The organism is Aeromonas popoffii, from assembly GCF_037818705.1.
Classification (GTDB): Bacteria; Pseudomonadota; Gammaproteobacteria; order Enterobacterales; family Aeromonadaceae; genus Aeromonas; species Aeromonas popoffii.
This window is the reverse complement of record NZ_CP149129.1, coordinates 1,058,156-1,077,267: the sequence shown is the minus strand read 5'-3', so window position 1 is coordinate 1,077,267 and position 19,112 is coordinate 1,058,156. Positions and strand designations below refer to the sequence as shown.

Annotated in this window: 17 protein-coding genes, 1 tRNA gene and 1 riboswitch; of the genes, 9 read left to right on the top strand and 9 right to left on the bottom strand. The window is 57.0% G+C overall.

Features of this window, described 5'->3' with window-relative positions; all coding sequences use genetic code 11:
* The first annotated feature begins 73 nt into the window (after positions 1-73).
* Both WJM78_RS05170 and WJM78_RS05165 read left to right on the top strand, forming a co-directional pair.
* Positions 74-3,400: an HsdR family type I site-specific deoxyribonuclease gene (locus WJM78_RS05170; protein WP_339014206.1), complete on the top strand. Its 3,327-nt coding sequence runs from the start codon at positions 74-76 to the stop codon at positions 3,398-3,400.
* Complete coding sequence (locus WJM78_RS05165; protein ID WP_339014204.1) at positions 3,387-4,055, top strand: UPF0149 family protein; 669 nt, start codon at positions 3,387-3,389, stop codon at positions 4,053-4,055. Before WJM78_RS05170 ends, WJM78_RS05165 begins: the two co-directional genes overlap by 14 nt.
* 197 nt (positions 4,056-4,252) lie before the next feature.
* Here the strand turns inward: WJM78_RS05165 and WJM78_RS05160 are convergent.
* Positions 4,253-4,342, bottom strand: a tRNA-Ser gene (locus WJM78_RS05160).
* 349 nt (positions 4,343-4,691) lie between these two features.
* Here WJM78_RS05160 and WJM78_RS05155 point away from each other — a divergent pair.
* The 3 genes from WJM78_RS05155 to WJM78_RS05145 all read left to right on the top strand — a co-directional run bounded on the left by WJM78_RS05155 (position 4,692) and on the right by WJM78_RS05145 (position 7,769).
* Entirely contained in the window at positions 4,692-5,654 is a 963-nt protein-coding gene (locus WJM78_RS05155; RefSeq protein ID WP_339014202.1) for an IS1595 family transposase, read from the top strand.
* 165 nt (positions 5,655-5,819) lie between these two features.
* On the top strand, positions 5,820-6,737 hold the full coding sequence (locus tag WJM78_RS05150) for a L,D-transpeptidase family protein (protein ID WP_212514827.1): 918 nt from the start codon (positions 5,820-5,822) through the stop codon (positions 6,735-6,737).
* A gap of 30 nt (positions 6,738-6,767) precedes the next feature.
* Positions 6,768-7,769 carry a DUF481 domain-containing protein gene (locus WJM78_RS05145; protein ID WP_108537450.1) on the top strand — a complete coding sequence of 334 codons (1,002 nt, stop codon included), beginning with the start codon at positions 6,768-6,770 and terminating at the stop codon, positions 7,767-7,769.
* Between the two features lie 138 nt (positions 7,770-7,907).
* On the opposite strand, the gene WJM78_RS05140 is transcribed toward WJM78_RS05145, so the two are convergent.
* The 3 genes from WJM78_RS05140 to WJM78_RS05130 all read right to left on the bottom strand — a co-directional run bounded on the left by WJM78_RS05140 (position 7,908) and on the right by WJM78_RS05130 (position 10,457).
* Positions 7,908-8,627: a MaoC family dehydratase gene (locus WJM78_RS05140; RefSeq protein WP_212514825.1), complete on the bottom strand. Its 720-nt coding sequence runs from the start codon at positions 8,625-8,627 to the stop codon at positions 7,908-7,910.
* 258 nt (positions 8,628-8,885) lie between these two features.
* Positions 8,886-9,842 carry a 23S rRNA (adenine(1618)-N(6))-methyltransferase RlmF gene (rlmF, locus tag WJM78_RS05135; RefSeq protein ID WP_339014198.1) on the bottom strand — a complete coding sequence of 319 codons (957 nt, stop codon included), beginning with the start codon at positions 9,840-9,842 and terminating at the stop codon, positions 8,886-8,888.
* A 150-nt stretch (positions 9,843-9,992) separates the two neighbouring features.
* The gene (locus tag WJM78_RS05130; RefSeq protein ID WP_042038374.1) at positions 9,993-10,457 is read right to left on the bottom strand and encodes a C40 family peptidase; all 465 of its coding nucleotides are present in this window, start codon (positions 10,455-10,457) and stop codon (positions 9,993-9,995) included.
* A gap of 300 nt (positions 10,458-10,757) precedes the next feature.
* On the opposite strand from WJM78_RS05130, the gene WJM78_RS05125 reads away from it, so the two are divergent.
* Positions 10,758-11,480 (top strand): 4'-phosphopantetheinyl transferase family protein, encoded by a 723-nt coding sequence (locus WJM78_RS05125; protein WP_339014196.1) that lies wholly within the window; start codon positions 10,758-10,760, stop codon positions 11,478-11,480.
* Positions 11,477-12,325: a tetratricopeptide repeat protein gene (locus WJM78_RS05120; protein WP_042038305.1), complete on the top strand. Its 849-nt coding sequence runs from the start codon at positions 11,477-11,479 to the stop codon at positions 12,323-12,325. The genes WJM78_RS05125 and WJM78_RS05120 overlap by 4 nt, the downstream gene beginning before the upstream one ends.
* Positions 12,326-12,466: 141 nt before the next feature.
* Here WJM78_RS05120 and WJM78_RS05115 read toward each other — a convergent pair whose 3' ends face one another.
* Positions 12,467-12,709: an Lpp/OprI family alanine-zipper lipoprotein gene (locus WJM78_RS05115; protein ID WP_005334342.1), complete on the bottom strand. Its 243-nt coding sequence runs from the start codon at positions 12,707-12,709 to the stop codon at positions 12,467-12,469.
* Between the two features lie 225 nt (positions 12,710-12,934).
* The gene (gene ribB, locus WJM78_RS05110; RefSeq protein ID WP_042038304.1) at positions 12,935-13,588 is read right to left on the bottom strand and encodes a 3,4-dihydroxy-2-butanone-4-phosphate synthase; all 654 of its coding nucleotides are present in this window, start codon (positions 13,586-13,588) and stop codon (positions 12,935-12,937) included.
* 105 nt (positions 13,589-13,693) lie between these two features.
* A riboswitch (FMN riboswitch) is annotated at positions 13,694-13,848 on the bottom strand.
* Between the two features lie 209 nt (positions 13,849-14,057).
* Between ribB and purU the strand changes: the two genes are divergently transcribed.
* Positions 14,058-14,894 (top strand): formyltetrahydrofolate deformylase, encoded by an 837-nt coding sequence (purU, locus tag WJM78_RS05105; protein WP_042038302.1) that lies wholly within the window; start codon positions 14,058-14,060, stop codon positions 14,892-14,894.
* Between the two features lie 84 nt (positions 14,895-14,978).
* On the opposite strand, the gene WJM78_RS05100 is transcribed toward purU, so the two are convergent.
* Entirely contained in the window at positions 14,979-16,235 is a 1,257-nt protein-coding gene (locus WJM78_RS05100; RefSeq protein WP_339014192.1) for a DUF945 family protein, read from the bottom strand.
* 95 nt (positions 16,236-16,330) lie between these two features.
* A complete protein-coding gene (gene cls / locus WJM78_RS05095) occupies positions 16,331-17,812 on the bottom strand; it encodes a cardiolipin synthase (protein ID WP_287145783.1) in 1,482 nt (493 codons plus the stop codon).
* Positions 17,813-17,908: 96 nt separating this feature from the next.
* Here cls and WJM78_RS05090 point away from each other — a divergent pair, with 96 nt between their 5' ends.
* Positions 17,909-18,451, top strand: a complete 543-nt coding sequence (locus tag WJM78_RS05090; protein WP_042038296.1) for a DUF1439 domain-containing protein — start codon at positions 17,909-17,911, stop codon at positions 18,449-18,451.
* Between the two features lie 4 nt (positions 18,452-18,455).
* Here the strand turns inward: WJM78_RS05090 and WJM78_RS05085 are convergent, their stop codons facing one another.
* On the bottom strand, positions 18,456-18,896 hold the full coding sequence (locus WJM78_RS05085; protein ID WP_042038295.1) for a GNAT family N-acetyltransferase: 441 nt from the start codon (positions 18,894-18,896) through the stop codon (positions 18,456-18,458).
* Positions 18,897-19,112: the final 216 nt, after the last annotated feature.

Genomic DNA, 19,112 nt, shown 5'->3' with positions numbered 1-19,112 from the left:
CGCCACCCATTCGCCATGCCGATACGCCCAGCATTAACGAACCCATTTTGAGCAAATAGAAGAAGCCATTGCCATGAGCCATATTTTCACGGAAGCAAAGCTGGAACAGGCCATTATCACCCTGCTGGGAAAGCATCTTAACTCAGCTGGCCAGCCCTGTTACCCTCACTATGTCGGTAGCGATGTGCCACGCAAGGATAACAGCGAGGTGCTGATCGCCGATGACCTGCGTGAGTTTTTGGCGCGCCAGTATCAGGCCGATGGCATTACCGAAGGTGAGATTGCGACCATTCTGCACCAGTTGCAGAGCCTGCCCGCCAGTGACCTTTACCAGAGCAATAAAACCTTCTGCCACTGGCTCAGTAATGGCTTTTTGCTCAAGCGCGAAGATCGGGATCAGAAAGACCTCTATATCGAGTTGATAGATACCCGGACCTTGCCAAGCCAGCTGGCCAGTATGTTCGTGGGGCAAGAGGAGGTGATCACCGAGGCCGACCACAATATCTATCGAGTGGTGAATCAGCTCGAGATCGAAGGCCAGACCCGCGATGGCGGGCTACAGACCCGCATCCCTGATGCCATCCTCTACGTCAATGGCCTACCGCTGGTGGTGTTCGAGTTCAAATCGGCGGTGCGCGGTGAAGAGGCCACCACCTATGACGCCTGGCGCCAGCTCTGTGTGCGCTACCGGCGCGATATTCCCAAGCTGTTCGTCTATAACGCCCTGTGTATCGTCAGTGATGGGGTGAATAACAAGATGGGCAACCTGTTTGCCCCCTATGAGTTCTACTATGCCTGGCGCAAGGTGACCGGTAACGAATCCACCGAGCAGGAGGGTATCAATGGTCTCTACACCCTGATCCAGGGGCTGTTTCACCCGGTACGGCTGCTCGATGTGGTGAAGAACTTCGTCTTCTTCCCTGACACATCCAAGAGTGAAACCAAGATCTGCTGCCGCTATCCGCAGTATTACGCGGCCCGCAAGCTCTACTACAACATCAAAAAAGAGCGCAAACAGCTGGTGAGCCGCCCTGACAGCACCGGGGTGATGGTGGTAGAAAATCACGGAGGTAGCGGTAAGGGTGGCACCTACTTTGGCGCCACCGGCTGTGGCAAGAGCTACACCATGCAGTTTTTGGCGCGCCTCTTGATGAAGAGCATCGACTTTGCCAGCCCGACCATCATCCTCATTACCGACCGTACCGATCTCGATGAGCAGCTCTCCAAGCAGTTCTGCAGCGCCACCGCTTTTATCGGTGATGCGATGATTGAGCCGGTCACCAGCCGTCAGGATCTGCGTGACAAGCTGGCTGGCCGTGCCAGTGGCGGGGTATTCCTCACCACCATTCACAAGTTCACCGAAGATATCCAAAAGCTCTCCGATCGCAGCAATATCATCTGTATCTCTGATGAGGCCCACCGCAGCCAGATCAACCTTGATTTGAAGCTCACCTTCGACCAAGAGAAGGGCACCATCAAAAAGACTTATGGCTTCGCCAAGTACCTGCACGACTCGCTACCCAACGCCACCTATGTGGGCTTTACCGGTACGCCTATCGACGCCACCCTGGATGTATTCGGCCCCACCATCGACAGCTACACCATGACCGAGTCAGTCAACGACCAGATCACGGTACGCATTGTCTATGAAGGCCGCGCCGCCAAGGTGGTACTTGATAACAGCAAGCTGGAAGAGATCGAGCAGTACTACCAGGAGTGCGAAGCGCAGGGAGCCAGCGAGCACCAGATTGAAGAGAGCAAGAAGACCACGGCCAGCATGAACTCGATCCTGGGCGACCCGGATCGCATCGAGGCGCTGGCCAAGGACTTCGCCAAGCATTATGAGCAACGGGTGGCTGAAGGCTCGACCGTCAAAGGCAAGGCGATGTTTGTCTGTGCCAGCCGGGAGATTGCCTATGCCTTCTATCAGAGCCTCAAACTGAAACGCCCCGAGTGGTTCGAGCACAAACTGGCCATCGATGGCGTCCCCCTCACAGAGCAAGAGGCCAAGGAGCTGATACGCCTGCCCCAGGTCAATATGGTGATGACCCGTGGCCAGGATGATGAGCAGGCCATGTATGACTTGCTCGGCACCAAGGAGTATCGCCGCGAGCTGGACAAGCAGTTCAAGAACCCCAAATCCAACTTCAAAATCGCCATCGTGGTGGATATGTGGCTGACCGGCTTTGATGTGCCGGAGCTCGATACCATCTACATCGACAAGCCGCTGCAAAAGCACAACCTGATCCAGACCATCTCCCGGGTCAACCGCCGCTTTGAAGGCAAGGAGAAGGGGCTGGTGGTCGATTACATCGGGATCAAAAGCCGGATGAACATGGCACTGGCCATGTACTCGAAGGCGGACAAGTCCAACTTTGAAGATGTTCAGCAATCGCTGATCGAGGTGCGCAATCACCTGCATCTGCTTGGCCAGGTGTTCCATACCTTCGATAGCCGTGATTATTTCTCTGACACGCCGACCCTGCAGCTCGACTGCCTCAACCGCGCCGCCGAGTTTGCCCTGCAGACCAAGAAGATTGAGCTGCGCTTTATGGGCTTGGTGAAACGGCTCAAGGCTGCCTATGACGTGTGCGTGGGCAGTGAGGAGATTGGCCAGGAGGAGCGCGAGCTGATCCACTTCTATCTGGCAGTGCGCTCCATCGTCTACAAGCTCACCAAGGGTGATGCGCCTGATACCGCACAGATGAACCAGAAGGTGCGGGAGATGATTGCAGAGGCCCTCAAGGCGGAAGGGGTGGAGGAGATATTCACCCTAGGTGAGGACAAGGCAGAGACCATCGATATCTTTGATGACGAGTACATGGACCGCATTGGCAAGATCAAGCTGCCCAACACCCGGATGCAACTGCTGCAAAAGATGTTGGCCAAGGCCATCAGCGATTTTCAAAAGGTGAACCAGCTGCAGGGGATTAACTTCTCCAAACGCTTCCAGGCACTGGTGGAACAGTACAACCAGCGTAAAGAGAACGACGTGCTCAACGGTGAAGAGTTCGATGCCTTCACCCAGCAGATGGCCGACATGATTTACGACATCAAGTCCGAGATGATGTCGTTCGCCGATATCGGCATCGACATGGAGGAGAAGGCGTTTCTCGATATCCTCGAGCACATGTGCGTGAAGTACCAGTTCACCTATGACGAAGCCAAGATGCTGGAACTGGCCAAAGAGATGAAGGTGACGGTTGATAACAACGCCCAGTACCCTGACTGGAGCAACCGCGACGATATCAAGGCCAAGCTGAAGGTAGACCTGATCCTGCTGCTACACCGCTACGGTTTTCCGCCTGTGGCCAACGATGAGGTCTACAAGAGCGTCCTGGAGCAGGCGGAGAACTTCAAAAAATACCACCAACCGGGAACAACTGATGCAATCGTTTGAAATTTTGAGTGATGAAGAGTTCGATGAGCTGGAAGCGCTGCTGGAGCGCTACGGCAGTGAGAACAGCATTGCCTCGATGTCGATGCTCGATGGCTTTTTGACGGCAGTGGTTTCTGGCCCTCACCTCATCATGCCGAGCACCTGGCTCAACGCGATCTGGGGTGGTGAGCAGGATCAACCCGAGTGGCAAAGCGAAGCAGAACTGGAACGCTTTATCGACCTGGTGATGCGCCACAGCAACGACATTGCGACCACTCTGACCTATGCGGCAGAAGACTATATCCCAGTTGCGCCTGAATTTGAGCAACATGGTGAGTGGGTTCCTCTGATCCACGACTGGTGTGGTGGTTACCAGGGAGGTCTTGAGCTGGCGCCATGGCCCACGCTACCGGCCCCGGAAGCTGCTGCACTGGCGATGATAGCTGAACCGCTGGAGAAGATGCCTACGTCGCTGGAAGCGTACAGCAATGAACATCTGCAAGAGCAAGCCACCAAGGCTCGTTTTGCTGCTCGTATCCTGCATGCCTACTTTCTGGCACAACGTGGCGAGCGACCGGTACGTTCACAACCAGTGGTGGCACCCATCAAGATTGGCCGCAACGAGCCGTGCCCCTGTGGCAGCGGCAAGAAGTACAAGCAGTGCTGTTTGCACTGACCAACAACATAGATAGCAAGAGGGGGCCGATGGCCCTCTCTGGCTTTGGTTAAACTGAAGGAGTAATGACGATGACCTGTCCAAAGAGATGCTATCGAGGAGCAGGACAGCCAACACCTAATGGCATACTCAATGGCATACCGAAAAAACCAACAAAATTAAAAACCCAACCTTTTCAATAGGTTGGGCCTTTAATATGGCGGAGAGACAGGGATTCGAACCCTGGGTGGTATTGCTACCACAATTGATTTCGAGTCAATCCCGTTCGGCCACTCCGGCATCTCTCCGCAGGGCTTCATTCTTACCGAACCCGGTCTGGTAAATCAACCAGAATCTCTTTAAAGATCAAATGACTGCCTATAAAACAGGCAAGCAACACTGTTTCTACCGTGGGGCCTGCACGTGGTACTTCGACGGCGCTTTGGCCTCAGCGCACCGGGTCCAGTCCCTTAGACAGCCTGGCAAGTGTGATGACGCCCCCACAACAGGCCTGTTTGTGGGTGACAGGTTGCGGTATTTTCCATCACGGGCAGCGTTCAGCCAAGGTTATCTGGCACTGTATTAAAAAAGGCTCTGTCCCAATTACGTGTTGAAAGGCTAATCTTGAAGTAGGCCATCACCTTGAGGTCTACCATCATGGATACCCCAGCCTTTCAACACCTGTTGTCCCTTTTTCCCCAGTTAACCCTGCGCCAGCGCCGTGTTGCTCAGCAGGAGCTCACTGCACCCCACACCATTACCTCGCTCAATACTCAGTTACCGGCATGCAGTGGCTGCCCACATTGTCAGGCTGATGTCACCCAGCTGGCACCCTGGGGATGGAGTCGGGGACTGCGCCGCTACCGTTGCAAACTGTGTCTGCGCACCAGCACCGTTTTGACTAAAACTCCTCTGGCACGGTTGCGCAAAGCCCAGTGCTGGGAAGACTACGCGCAAGCCCTCATCGAGGGACTGACTGTCCGCCAAGCCGCGCGGCGCTGTGGGGTCAGCAAAAACACCGCGTTCCTCTGGCGTCACCGCTTCTTGCGCGCGATGGCAACCCATCAGGCCACCCGGGAAGAGGGCATCGTTGAGGTTGATGAGACCTTCTTCCTTGAATCGTTCAAGGGGCAGCGGGGACTGCCGCGTCCGGCACGTCATCGCGGTGGTAAAGGTCGAACTCGTGGAACCGGGCCAGATTACATCCCGGTGATGGTGGTACAAGACCGTGAAGGCCACCATGCGGATTTCCAGTTGGAGAAAATAGATGCCGAGACGGTCATCGCGGTGTTGAAGCCGTTGGTGTCACCGGATGCGGTGCTGTGTAGCGATGGAGCGGGTGTGTATGCCTGTTTCAGCAAAGAACAGGGTGTAACCCATCAGGTGGTGCGCAATCGTCAAGGCGAACGGGTGGTCGGTGCGTATCACATCCAGCACGTAAACGGGTATCACCATCGGTTGAAAGAGTGGATGGAGCGGTTCCATGGCGTGGCGACGCACTACCTGAAGAACTACCTGGGTTGGCGCAGGATGCTGGAGCGTTACGGAAAAGGCGTAAATATCAAAGCATGTTTGCATGAGGCGCTGGGGCGCCCCATGCAACACGTAATTGGGACATAGCCTTAAAAAAGGGGGGATGTCGTTAAAAGGGCCATTTTCTGAGACAAGACTCCCCTGTAACCCTTGTGGGGCGGGCTGGTAATCGGGAGTGGATTGGTTGACAATTTCACCTCTTTTTTCAGGGCGGGTAGTGATCGGCCCTCACGCTATTTGACAGGAAGTACCATGTTCAATGCACGAATCGTCTCACTGCTGCTAATGACAGCCAGCCTCTGGAGCGCGCCAACCTGGGCTACGACCTATACCTTGCCACCGGCTGGCAGCCGCTTGATTGGCGAGCTGGAGGACTACATAGTCCAGCCAGGTGAGCACCTTGAACTGATCGGCAAGCACACCCAGATTGGTTTTTTGGCACTGCTCGAGGCAAATCCCGGGGTTGATCCCTATTTGCCCAAGACAGGAACTCGCTTGACCCTGCCGACCCAGATGTTGCTGCCGGATGTGCCAAGAGAGGGGATAGTCATCAACCTGCCCGAACTGCGTCTCTACTACTTCCCCAAGGGGAAAAATGAGGTGATCGTTTTGCCCATCGGCATCGGCGACATAGGACGGGAAACCCCTGAAATGACCACGACGGTGATCGCCAAGAACCCCAACCCGACTTGGGTACCCGGCCCCATGGTGCGCAAATCCTGGCTGGAGCAGAAGGGCATCACCCTACCCGCGGTCGTGCCGCCAGGCCCGGACAATCCCCTCGGCAAGTTTGCCATGCGCCTGGGTTACGGCAAGCAGGACTACCTCATTCATGGCACCAACAAGGAGTTTGGCGTCGGGCTGAGGGTCAGTGCAGGCTGCATTCGCCTGCGCCCCGATGATATCGAGGCCCTGTTCAAGATAGTCCCCCTCGGCACCCAGGTACGGGTGATCAACCAGCCGGTCAAGACGGCCAGCGAGCCCGATGGCCGCCACTGGCTGGAGGTCCACTCCCCCCTTTCTCGCACTGAACTGGAGCTGGAGCAGGGTCCCCCCCTGATCCTCTCAGCCGAGGTGGAAACCTTTATCGCCATGCCCGAGATCGACGGTGACAAGGTCGCTGCCGTGCTGAACAATAAAAACGGCGTTCCACGCCCCGTCAGCGGTTAACGGCAACCCTGTGTTCATGAAGGATTTTCCATGAAATACCGCGTCTGGTTCTTGCTCGCCATCTTGCTCAGCCCGGTGGCGCTGGCCGACATCCTCTGGATGGACAACGGTGACCGGCTGACCGGCACCATAGAGGAGATCACGGATGAACAGGTGCGCATAGCACTGCCCTACAGTTCACCGGTGACGGTCAAGCGCGAGGCGGTCAAACGCTGGCGTATCGAGAAGCAGGACAAGCCAAAACCGACGGTGAAGACCGGCATTACCCTGCGCGCCCTTACCACGCAGGATGACAAGCGCGCCTGGCTGTGGACCGGCAGCAGCGATCTGAACGTGAGGCTAAGGCACAATGAGAAGCAGACCAACAACGTCAACCTGAAGGCCGAGACAGAGGTCGCCAATCTCGACTGGCGATACAGCCTGAATGGGGAGTACATCTACGAAACGGCCAACAACGTCACCAACAAACATGAGTATCAACTCAAGCCCATGCTGGACTTCTTCTTTGACCAGCACTGGTTCGTGCGCTCTTCCATCGACTATGACTATCAGATGCTCGACGCTAACTACCTGAACCTGAGTTATGCCTCGGGCCCGGGTTACAGGTTCTGGAACGACAAGAAACGGCGCCTTGAGCTCATCACCCAGGTAGGTCTGGAGCGCACATATCTCAGACCTGCGGCCTACGATGAGTCCATCATCGCCGACATCTTTGATGACAGGATCATCAACTATCCCCTCCTCAATTTGGGCTGGGATTACCGACAGCCGGTCATCTTGTGGTCAGAGAGCATAGAGATATTCAGCAAGGGGGGCTACAAGCGCTACCTGGCCCAGCCCTCTCCTTATGTAACAAGGGAGCAATCCATTCAGGGGAGTCTGGGGCTGCGTTACTACTTCAACGATCACTTGCGCCTCTCCTGGTCAAGCGAGCTCGACTGGGAAGATGCCCGGTTGGATGACCAAGATATTCACCAACAGCTGGCAGGTAAGGAGTGGCGCCATCTGATAAGCCTGGGGGCCAGCTTCTAGACATCAGGGCAAGCCATTCCTGAACAAGGGTCTGTGCCACTGACAAGCACCATAACGCCATAAATAAAACAGGCTCACCTGGGTGAGCCTGTTTTATTTCAATACGATTCATGCCACCGGGCGACAACCATCACGACATCAGAAGTAGATCCGGGTGACAGATTCAATGACACAGCCGGGACGACGAATGCCTTCGATCTCGACCTTGATCTCCTTGAGCAGCTCAAGCCCCCCCTTGATGGGAGTCACTCGCAGCAATTTGGTGCGTGCGCGGATATTGCTGTCCACCTTGATAGGATACGGAAAACGCACCTGGTCCAGCCCGAAGTTCACCACCATGCGAGCATCCGGAAACTCGGGCGTCGCCTCGTTGATGCTGCCCGTCAACCGTGGCAGCAGCGCCAGGGTCAAAAAGCCATGGGCTATGGTGGTCTTGAACGGCGACTCGGCAGCGGCACGTTCAGGGTTGGTATGGATCCACTGGTTGTCGCCGGTCACGGCGGCAAATGCATTGATCATCTGCTGACTCACCAGCAACCATTCACCCACGTGGGTCTCAGCGCCTATGCTGGGCTGCAGAGTGGCAAACAGGGCAGCCGCCTCACCATTAAGCTCAACTGCCGGCTCATCCGCCTGCTGGGGCTGGCCGTTGGCAACCTGCACCACGCCAGCTTGCCGCTGCACGGACTGGCTGTCAGTGTGCAGGTCCAGCACACGACCCAGCAGAGGGTGAAGATGTGCCTTTTGCTGAAACTCACGCCAGTAGTCGCGGATCGCCGGAGAGAGCCAATCCTTGAGCTCAAAGGGGTGCTGCGCCAGAATTTCACGCTTGCGCTTCAGAAAATCGACAACTTTCATCTACCGATCCCTATTCGATTCAAAGCCTGTAAAGAGGTCTAACCAGTCCCATTTTATGAAAGTTTCAACAGCAAGTGCAAAAAAATCTCAGCGTACAGCTGTACCACGAGCAGAAGTGGTCACTAACCTGTTGGCTGCAAGCCTGATGGCACAAGGAGAAAAACGATTACCATGGCCAGCGTCACGCTGCCATGATCCCCGGGACCGAAACCGGGGGAATGCCATCTGAGAGCTTCTGTCGATACCTTGCTTGGCTCGTCAGGCGTCGTCACGCGGTGCCGGTTGCCACCACTGCTTACAGGTGGCCTCATCCAGAAAACACCAGGCCAGGATCCGGCTCACCTTGTTGCCCTGCGCCATGTCGATCACCCGCACCTGACGAGCACCGACCTGGGCCAGCGCCTTCTTCGCAGCCGGCAAGTTCTCCTTCTTCGACACCAGCGAGCTGAACCAGAGACACTGGCTGGCGAACTCCTTGCTCTGGGCAATCATGGTGGCGAGAAACGCGGCCTCTCCCCCTTCGCACCAGAGCTCGGCCTTCTGGCCGCCGAAATTGAGCACAGGCCCCCCCTTAACGGCTTTGCCTAGATTGCGCAGCTTGCGCTCGCTGCCCTTGCTCGCCTCATCGAGCGAGCCATGGAACGGCGGGTTGCACAGGGTCAGGGCGAAGCGCTCCTGCGGGCTTATGATGCCGTGAAAGACATGTTTGGCATTGCCCTGATGGCGGCACTCGACCTGTCCACCCAGCCCGTTGCTCTTGGCCAGCAAGTTCGCTGCCTTGACCGAGACAGGATCGATATCCGACCCGACGAAGCGCCAGCCATATTCGCGCGCCCCCAGCAGCGGGTAGATGCAGTTCGCCCCCACCCCAATATCCAGCACTCGTATCCCCTTGCCGGTCGGTACGCGTCCCGCACTCTCGGCCAGCAGATCCGCGACCCGATGCAGATAGTCCACCCGCCCCGGGATCGGTGGGCAAAGATAACCCGCAGGCAGATCCCAGTGCTGGATACCGTAGTGCAGTGCCAGCAAGGCCTTGTTCAGCGCCTTGACGGCGGCAGGATCAGCAAAATCCAGGGTCTGGGTACCGTGCTCATTGACGAATACCAAAGGTCGCAACTCGGGGGTACGCTGGCAGAGCGCATCGAAATCATAGGGAGCCTGATGGCGATTGCGTGGATGCAATCCGGATTTGCGGTGGGAGGGGGTCTTCATGCTGGGCCTGCCGAGGGAAAACGGGCCCACACTATAGTGATTTGGCCCCGGAAAGTCTAAATCACAGCCACAAAAAACCGGGCTTAAGGTGCCCGGTTCAAGTGAGGTTGGAAAAACAGTCCGTACTGCGAGCCGCTTGTCCAGCCTGACTCAGATGTCGATCCGGCGTGCTTGCCAGAACTTGCTGCGCCAATAGGAGCTATTCAGCTTGGAGCGCGTCACTCCGGCACGGGTCGAGGCGTGGATGAATTCACCATTGCCCACATAGATACCGACATGATTGAGACGACGATTGATCTTGAAGAATACCAAGTCCCCTTCGACCAGATCTTGCTTGGAAACTCGAGTCCCTTCATGGACTTGGGAGCGGGTGTCACGGGGTAATTCGACACCGACTGCATTGCGGAACACTTCACGGGCAAAGGCGGAGCAATCTATGCCTCGCTGGCTGCTGCCCCCCATACGGTAAGGAACACCACGCCACTCTTTATATACTGTCAGGATTTCGTTCACATCGGGTGTTTGCGAAGCTTCCGGTTCAATAATGGGTTCCATCATGGAAACTTCAATCTTGCTCGCGACCTCGGGCTGGGGTGCCGAAGCACAACCCACCATTCCGAGCGCGACCAGCAGCAGTATCAGGTGGCGCAATCCTTTATCCCCGCAAAAATAGTAAAACTTGTTAAAATACGGCCCCAAAGGGCAATTTATAAGGCAACAGCACTTGACTATATCCAAGAATCCTATTGAGGCAAGTGAAAATCCCAATCGAGATCACATTTTTGCAAGTAAATGCATTATTTACCGTGATTAATGTGAGCATGCCCAAACAATATACAATCTCGAAAGCGACCGTCCTTGCTCGATTAAACTGACTCTTATCGCTGTTTCATCCCTCTTTTAAAGTGAAAAATTATGATCGCTGTGGATCTCTACTTGTTAAAACCGGCAAATGTCAGCGTCGACCAGTTGGCTCTGCTGACGGACGCACTCTCCCCGACAGAGCGGCAACAGTGGCAGGGGATCCACCACCAAAGACGCCGCCAGGAGTTCCTGGTCAGCCGAGTGCTGCTCAGGTGGCTGCTGGCCGATCACCTGCAGTGCCAGGCCAGCGAGCTGCTGTTTTGCACCAATCCCCACGGCAAACCCGAGCTGAGCGACCAGCGCTGGCAGTTCAACCTCAGCCACAGTGGCGACTGGCTGGTGATCGCACTCTGTGCCAAGGGGCCACTTGGGGTAGATGTAGAGTTGGGCCAGCGTCGCCGCCAAACCCTGCCACTGGCCAGACGCTTCTATGCAACCAGCGAGTACGAGTGGCTCGCCGCCCTGCCGGCTGAAGAACAGGAAAGCGCCTTCTATCGGCTCTGGTCACGCAAGGAGGCGGTGTTGAAGGCCCATGGTGCCGGCATTGCAGCCGGGCTCGACAAGATATGCTTTGTGCCGCAGCAGGAGTGGCGGCTCGATAACAGGCTCGATGAACACGATTACCAGGTACAGGATTGGCCCCTTGGCGGCGGCTGGCTCAGCCTCGCCGCCCCAACCCTGGCCGTCAACGGCTGGCTGCTGGACGACAACTTGAAATCCGCCCCTATCAACCCCATGTTAACTCACACCATTTTCCAAGAGACAGCCTCATGATCGTCGACATCAATCCCCAGAACTTCCAAGCCGCACTGATCGATGCTTCCATGAAAAAGCCGGTCGTCATCTATTTCCACGCCCCCCAAATGCCCGAGTGCCAGGGCATGACCACGCTGGTGGAGTCACTGGTTGGCCCGGCCAACCCCCAGGTGACCCTGGCCAGGGTCGACATGAACGATCCGCAGCTGCAACCGCTGGCCAGCCAGCTTGGTCTGCGTGCCCTGCCTGCACTGGTACTCTTCCATCAGGGTCGCCCGGACGAGCAGGCCATTCTGGAAGGGCCGCAGGACGAAGCAACCCTGCGCCACTATTTTGCCGCCTTCGCTCCCAAGGAGGAGGAACTGCTGTTCGAGCAGGCGCAACAGGCTCTGGCTGACGGTCAGGCGGATGTGGCCTATGCCCATCTCACCAAGGCTCACCAGCTGGCCCCTGAGCGCCACGACATCAGCCTGTGGCTCATTCAGGCGGCGCTGGATCTCAATCTGCTGGACGAAGCGCAGGAGCGGCTCGGCAAGATCCCCATGATCGCGCAGGATGACCACTATCAGACTCTGAGCTCCCGACTGGCGCTGGCACTGCAGGCCGCAGACAGCCCGGAACTGCGGGCGCTGGAGGCACGTTACGAGCAGGATCCTGACAATTTCCCCCTGACCCAGGAGCTGGCGGTGCAATACAACCAGGCGGGTCGACAGGAAGAGGCACTGACCTTGCTGTTCACCATCCTCAAGCACGACCTGGCTTTTGGCGATGCCAAGAAGACCTATCTCGACATTCTGACCACCATGGGCGCCCATCCGGCGGCACAGAACTACCGTCGCAAGCTCTACAGCCTGCTCTACTGAATGATCACATGATGAAAAACGGGGGGATGCCGAGGGATCGGCATTGCCTTGGCAAGGCTAGAACGTTGTGACTCAATGCGGGGAATTGACGAATTTCAGGCAAAAAAAATGGCGCATAAATGCGCCATTTTTTCGCATGGATTACTTCTTGTAGGAAGTAGCCATGTTGTCGATGCGCTGGTTAGCACGCATAGCTTCTTGCTTGGCTTCTGCAACATCAGCAGCGATCTTGGATTGATCAGCACGAACTGCGCTAACATCTTGAGCCAGTTGGTCAACTTTGTTAGACAGATTCTGAACGGAGGTTTCCAGTTCGCTGGTGTTTGCACAACCGCCCAGCAGAGCGGACAGACCAACAACACCTACCAACAACAATTTTTTCATTTTTAAAAGCTCCCTTTAACTCGCCAGACGTTTAGCAAGCGGCGTGATTATGGCACAAAAGAATCATACTTTGGATAGGCCCCATCACAGATAAATGCATTAAAACCCTCATTTTTTTTTAGCCGCACACTTTATGCGCAAACTTTAAGCAAAAATGAGTGCCTCTGGATGAGGTTCGCACAAAGCGTAACCAAATTTTGGGCTTATTACAATTTCGTATGAGGCTCAAGCTGAACGTTCTGACAACAATTGACGATATTGCACCAGATCTTCGATGGTCAGCACAGGCATCTGATGCAGGCGACCGAAAGCAACCAGGTCTGGCAGACGAGCCATGGACCCATCTTCCTTGGTCAGTTCACACAAGACCCCAAAGGGTTTGAGGCCGGCCAGCTGCATCAGATCAACCGTGGCTTCGGTATGACCACGGCGTGTCAGCACACCACCGGTACGAGCCCGCAGTGGGAAGACATGGCCAGGGCAATGCAGATCGGACGGTTTGGCACCATCGGCGATAGCCGCACGAATGGTAGTGACGCGATCGGCCGCAGAGACGCCCGTGGTCACCCCTTGTGCCGCCTCTATGGTGACGGTGAAGGCGGTCTGATAGTGGCTGGAGTTCGCCTCCACCATCATGGGCAACTCAAGCTGACGAACGCGCTCGTCGGTCAGACAGAGGCAGACGATGCCGGAGCACTCCCGGATCATCATGGCCATCTGTTCATTGGTCATGGATTGGGCGGCGAAGATGAGGTCGCCTTCGTTCTCCCGATCTTCATCGTCGGCTACCAATACGCCACGACCGGCCCGCAGAGCCGCCAACGCCGCTTCGACGCGAGCAAGGGGATCACCAAATTCACTGAGTAGAGACTGATTCATGGTAAGACTCCTAAAACAAGACAAGGACCAGAATCAGGGCATGGAAAGGCAGACAGAGATAGGTATGCAGCGGCCAGCCCAACGGGGCCATGCCTGCAATATCTGTCTTATCCTCTTTCATCCGGACTATGACCGTCGGCTCCGGCATCTCACCGGATCTGCTGACCCCGACCCTGGTTACAAGGTCGGGCGCTCGCGGGCTCCCCGAGTCAGATCGGGATACCGCCGGTGGGGAATTTCACCCCGCCCTGAGAATAAGCGCAGATAGCCTAAAGAAAAAAAACGCCGGATACCAGCCCAAAACCCATCAAGAATGAATGTGGACCCGACCAACACCCACAGCCAACGACTTGGCTCACGCACGCACGGCGCACTGTCTTTTCTGATTTTGTTTATGGCATAGTGCCTGAAAAAACGCGCAGCCTGCGCAGACTCAGGCGCCAATACCACAAACGGAATCATGACAGAGATGGAAAAGAAAATACTGCTGACGGACTGTCCGGACGCCAAGGGCCTCATCGCAAAGATCACCAACATCTGCTACAAGCACCAGCTCAACATCAACAAGAATGACGAGTTCGTGGATAACGAAAACGGCCGCTTCTTCATGCGCACCGAGCTGGAGGGGCGTTTCAACGACGAAACCCTGCTGGCAGATCTGGATGATGCCCTGCCCACCGGTGCCCAACGCCGCCTGGTCAAGGCGGGCAAGAAGCGCATCGTCATCCTGGTGACCAAAGAGACTCACTGCCTCGGCGATATTCTGATGAAGAACTACGCCGGTGCACTGGACATGGACATAGTGGCGGTGATCGGCAACTACGATACCCTCGCCGAACTGACCGGCAAGTTCGACATCCCATTCCACACCGTCAGCCACGAGGATCTGAGCCGCACCGAACACGAAGAGCAAGTACGCGCCATCATCGACGGCTATCAGCCCGACTACGTGATCCTGGCCAAGTACATGCGGGTGCTGACGCCGAGCTTCGTCGAGGCCTATCCGCGCAAGATCCTCAACATACATCACTCCTTCCTGCCGGCTTTCATCGGTGCCCGCCCTTACCGCCAGGCGTTCGAGCGCGGAGTCAAGCTGATCGGCGCCACCGCCCACTTCGTCACTGACGATCTGGATGAGGGCCCCATCGTCGAGCAGGACGTGATCCATGTCGGCCACGCCTTCAGTGCCGACGACATGGCCAAGGCCGGTCGCGACGTGGAGAAATCCGTGCTGAGCCGCGCACTGGAGCTGGTGCTCAACGAGCGGGTGTTCGTCTACGGCAACAAGACGGTGGTGTTCAAGTAACCCACCTCTGGCACCACGCCAGAAACAACAAAGGCTCCTGCGGGAGCCTTTGTTGTTTCTGCACTGCCTTTTCTTGCACTCGGCTTACAGCGGCAGACCATTGATGGTCATGACACCCTTGTCGAGCTTCAGCTCGGCAGTCAGCTGGGCGTTGTCCACCTTGAGATAGCCCATGGCAGTAAGCTGTTCCAGCATGGGAGCCAGTTGCGGTACCGCCTTGCCCAGCTTGCCGCTGAGGTTGGCGTGCAGCAGACCGGACAGGGCATGCATCCCCTCTTCACTGTTGAACAGCTGCTCCAGCGAGGTGGCCGCCAGCGTGACGTCCCCCTTCATGGCGACGGGCTCGCCGTTGAGCTGAGCGCCCAACTCCACCAGCTCCAGAGTCGCGCCGCGCTTGAGCAACTTGTCCAGCGCCTGCTGAATGGCTTGATCTTCCACCCCTTGGCCGCTCGCGGCCTGCAGCGCCTGATAGCCTTCCAGATCCAGTCCTTTGAGATTCAGGGCCAACTTGCTCTGGGTCAGCGCCAGGTTGTCGGTCTCGTTCTCCAGATTGAGGGTGTTCAGCTTCACCCGATAGCTGCTGGAGAGGGTCTGGGCATCGTCCCCTGCCAGCTGGGTTTCCGTGGTCAGCCCCTGCAGTGACACCTTGACGCTGTCAGGCAGTTGCACCGACAACGCGGAGAGAGACATGTTACTGCGGGGAGAGAGCCAGATGCCGCTGATTTCGGCCATGTCGGCACTGCCCTTAAGCTCGGTCAGCACCATCTTGCTCTGCTCTTCGTGCAGCGTCATGCCCTGCCAGTGGAAGGTGACGTGACCATTGCCTTCCAAATCACCGTGGTAGTCGCCCTTCATGGGCAGGAAACTGAACTCGCCGAGCCCCTGCTTGGCCTTGAATTCGTTGGCCCAGAAGCGACTGCTGTTGCTGGCGGTCCACAGGCTACTGACCGACTCTATGCCAAATTGCCACTGCTCCAGCTTGAGCGAGCTGAACACCGGGGCCAGCGAGCCCTGTGTGGTGTCAAGCAACATGTGGCTCTTGATATAGAGCGGCAGGATACGACTGTTGACGATGAACTGCGCCCCGATCGGCTCGCTCCCTTCCAGCTGACCATCCAGGTGGGCCAGGGTCTGCGGCGTGACCACCACCTTCAGCACGCCATCGCGGGTGAACAGGTTGCTGGCGCCAGGCAGCCAGGTCAGCTCGATGCCGCTCTCCTGCTTCACCTTGGCAATCTGCTCGGCCATGATGCGATCGAACGTATTGCCCGTGTACCAGCAGGCACCCAATCCACCGACTACCAGGGCCGCACCGACGGCCAGCGCTACTCGCTTCTTCATCTTTATATGATTCTCCAAAGGCTCATTGCCGCACTCTACGGGGCCATATCGGGGCTAGGCAAGTCCAATTCGGCCTCGGCCGCAAATATGTGCTGTCACAGCAAGGGACTGAACAGATAAAAGATGTTCTCCATCACCTTCTTGTACCAGGGGCGGGCACGCCACTTGGCTAGCGACATGGGGGTCGCCTCTATCATGTAGCCCTGTACCAGCCGGGTCATCTCGGCGACAAAAACCGGGTTGTCGATGAGCAGGGTCACCTCGAAGTTGAGCCAGAGGCTACGCCTATCCAGATTCACTGTGCCCACTAGGGCGAAGTCGTCATCCACCAGCACGCTCTTGGTGTGTAGCAGCCCGGCATCGTAGCGGTAGACCTCGACCCCGGCCTCCAGCAGCTCTTCCATGAAGGCGTTGCAGGCATGATTGGCCATCAGGGAGTCGTTGCGGGCGGGCAACACCAGTTGCACCTTCACCCCGCGCGCCGCCGCCGAGGAGAGCGCCGCCGCCAGCGGATCGTCCGGCACGAAATAGGGGGTGGTCAACACCAGATGGTGACGGGCCTGATAGATGGCCAGCAGCAGGCTCTGCTGGATGCAGTCGCCGCCGACGAAGGGACCTGACGGAATGAGCTGGGCCCGGTAGTTGCTCTGGGGCCAAGCCTCGGGCTCGTGCTGCAGGCTGTCGAGCAGCCGCTCGCCGGTCTCCATCTCCCAGTCCCAGACGAAGATGGACCACATCAGCGGCACCATGGGCCCCTGCACCCGGATCATGATGTCTACCCACTGGCCGACCCCGGCGTTCTGCTTGAAGAAGCGGGGATCTACCATGTTCATGGAACCGGTGTAACTCACCCTGTCGTCGATCACCACCAGCTTGCGGTGCATGCGCAGATCCTGGCGCTGGAACGGGATGCGCCAGGCGCCGACCGGCAACACCTCCACCAGCTTGACCCCCGCCTTGCGCAACTTCTTCGGCCAGGGCGAGCGGAAGAAGGCCTTGCTGCCCATGGAATCGAGCAGCAGACGACAATCTACGCCGCGCGCCGCCACTTCCATCAGCGCCTCGCACACTTCGTCAACATCGCCACCCGGGTGCCAGATGTAGAACTCCAGATAGCAGGACTGGGAGGATTGACGGATGTCGCGCACTATCTCGCACAAAATGGATTCCGGCTTGCTCAGCAGCGTCATCCGGTTGCCGGAGAGCATGGGCATGGACAGCCTGCTCTGGATCAGATCGTGCAGCGGCTGGGCCTTGCTGCCCACCTCGCAGCAGTGTTGGGGGAAGAGGCGGGCCAGCTGGCGGATCCAGATGGCGTAAGGGCGGTACATGGCCTGAGCCCGTTCGGCGCGGCGGCGACCAAGACGGATCTCGCCAAACAGCACGTAGAAACCGACCCCGGCAAACGGGATGGCATAGATAAGCGCCAGCCAGGCCAGCGAGACGCCGATGGGGCGCCGTTTCATCACCACCCGCAGGGAAACCCCCGCCACAATCACGGTGTGAAATAGCAGCAGCAACCCGCCGAGGAACTGGGAAAACAGCAGCTGGATGTCGTGCTCCAAGCCATTGATCAAGAGAACTCCTTGTACACCAGAGTGGTCGCGGTGGGCAGATCCCACGGGGCCAGGATGGTATGCTGTAAAACACACCCATTCTATCAGGTCGTTAGCATGATCCTGCAATCTATGCTGCTGAGTCTGGCCATGCTAGGCCAAGGCTCATATGACATCAATGAGCAACAGATAAACCAGTACCTGCAATCCCAGGTACAAGTGAACAAACAGCTGGAGCTGCCCGGCATCATCAAGGCCCATGTGCAGCTCGAGCAGAGCGACGTCCAGATTGGGCGCCAGAGCCCGGATACCGCCCGTGTCTATGGCAAGGGCAAGCTGAAAATCACCCTGCCGGATCAGACCGAATACGACGCGCGCCTGAACATGACCTACGAGGCCAGGCCGCGCTATGACAAGGCCCAGAGCGCACTCTTCCTCGACAACATGAAGTTGATTGAGTACAAGCTGGAACCGGAGGCGGCGCAGCAGAAGTTCGGCTTCATGCTGGGCATGCTGCTGCAGAGCATGGAGAAACGGCTGGAGACCCAACCTGTCTATCGCCTCAACGACAAGGACACAAACCAGGCCTGGTTGAAAGAGAATCTGCTGGGAATTGAGCTGTCACCAGGCAAAATTCACCTGCTAACCAACCCCAAATGAGCCTTTAGTTGTAGGCGGGGGCCTGGGCCTGACGCACCAGCAGCTCGATCTGGTAACCCTGTTCGCGCTGCTGGTCATAGAGGGAGAAGAGCGGGCCATCCAGCTCGTGCAGGGGTAGGTCGGTAAAACCGGCCTTGAGGTAAAACGGCTTCTCGAACGGCAATGCCTGGCACACCACCGGCTTGTCCAGCAGATCGTTGCAGGCGTGCTGCAACAAACGGGAGCCCAGTCCCAACGACTGGTAATGGGGCAGCAAGCGAAAGCCGCACAGGTGGTAGTAATCCTCTTCGTCGCGCAGACGCACGACGCCCACCAGCCAGTTAGCATCGCGCACCACGAAGATACGCTCGGCCAGATCCGGCACGTAATGGGAGAAAGTGGTTTCGTAGTAGTCCCTGATCAGGGAAAGATCCGCATCACAGTACTCTTCAAACGTGATCGCCATCGCCCGCTTGCTTATCACACCCGTTCCATCCTTGGACACTCGGCCCAGTCCTCAATATTCAGTTGCAGTTCGGAGAGAGATCCGACCAGATTAACCGGCAAGATATCACGCCATTTAATAACAAAACAGCCAATAACAACCCGGCTTGCGCACTTTTCAACAGGCGGCTGACCGCAGGAAGTCGGGGGCAAGCCTATCACGCTATCCCCCGCACGG

Coding starts and splice junctions, on each gene's coding strand:
- WJM78_RS05170 (WP_339014206.1), top strand. CDS start 74: ATGAGCCATATTTTCACGGAAGCAAAGCTGGAACAGGCCATTATCACC.
- WJM78_RS05165 (WP_339014204.1), top strand. CDS start 3,387: ATGCAATCGTTTGAAATTTTGAGTGATGAAGAGTTCGATGAGCTGGAA.
- WJM78_RS05155 (WP_339014202.1), top strand. CDS start 4,692: ATGGATACCCCAGCCTTTCAACACCTGTTGTCCCTTTTTCCCCAGTTA.
- WJM78_RS05150 (WP_212514827.1), top strand. CDS start 5,820: ATGTTCAATGCACGAATCGTCTCACTGCTGCTAATGACAGCCAGCCTC.
- WJM78_RS05145 (WP_108537450.1), top strand. CDS start 6,768: ATGAAATACCGCGTCTGGTTCTTGCTCGCCATCTTGCTCAGCCCGGTG.
- WJM78_RS05140 (WP_212514825.1), bottom strand. CDS start 8,627: ATGAAAGTTGTCGATTTTCTGAAGCGCAAGCGTGAAATTCTGGCGCAG.
- rlmF (WP_339014198.1), bottom strand. CDS start 9,842: ATGAAGACCCCCTCCCACCGCAAATCCGGATTGCATCCACGCAATCGC.
- WJM78_RS05130 (WP_042038374.1), bottom strand. CDS start 10,457: ATGGTGGGTTGTGCTTCGGCACCCCAGCCCGAGGTCGCGAGCAAGATT.
- WJM78_RS05125 (WP_339014196.1), top strand. CDS start 10,758: ATGATCGCTGTGGATCTCTACTTGTTAAAACCGGCAAATGTCAGCGTC.
- WJM78_RS05120 (WP_042038305.1), top strand. CDS start 11,477: ATGATCGTCGACATCAATCCCCAGAACTTCCAAGCCGCACTGATCGAT.
- WJM78_RS05115 (WP_005334342.1), bottom strand. CDS start 12,709: ATGAAAAAATTGTTGTTGGTAGGTGTTGTTGGTCTGTCCGCTCTGCTG.
- ribB (WP_042038304.1), bottom strand. CDS start 13,588: ATGAATCAGTCTCTACTCAGTGAATTTGGTGATCCCCTTGCTCGCGTC.
- purU (WP_042038302.1), top strand. CDS start 14,058: ATGGAAAAGAAAATACTGCTGACGGACTGTCCGGACGCCAAGGGCCTC.
- WJM78_RS05100 (WP_339014192.1), bottom strand. CDS start 16,235: ATGAAGAAGCGAGTAGCGCTGGCCGTCGGTGCGGCCCTGGTAGTCGGT.
- WJM78_RS05090 (WP_042038296.1), top strand. CDS start 17,909: ATGATCCTGCAATCTATGCTGCTGAGTCTGGCCATGCTAGGCCAAGGC.
- WJM78_RS05085 (WP_042038295.1), bottom strand. CDS start 18,896: ATGGCGATCACGTTTGAAGAGTACTGTGATGCGGATCTTTCCCTGATC.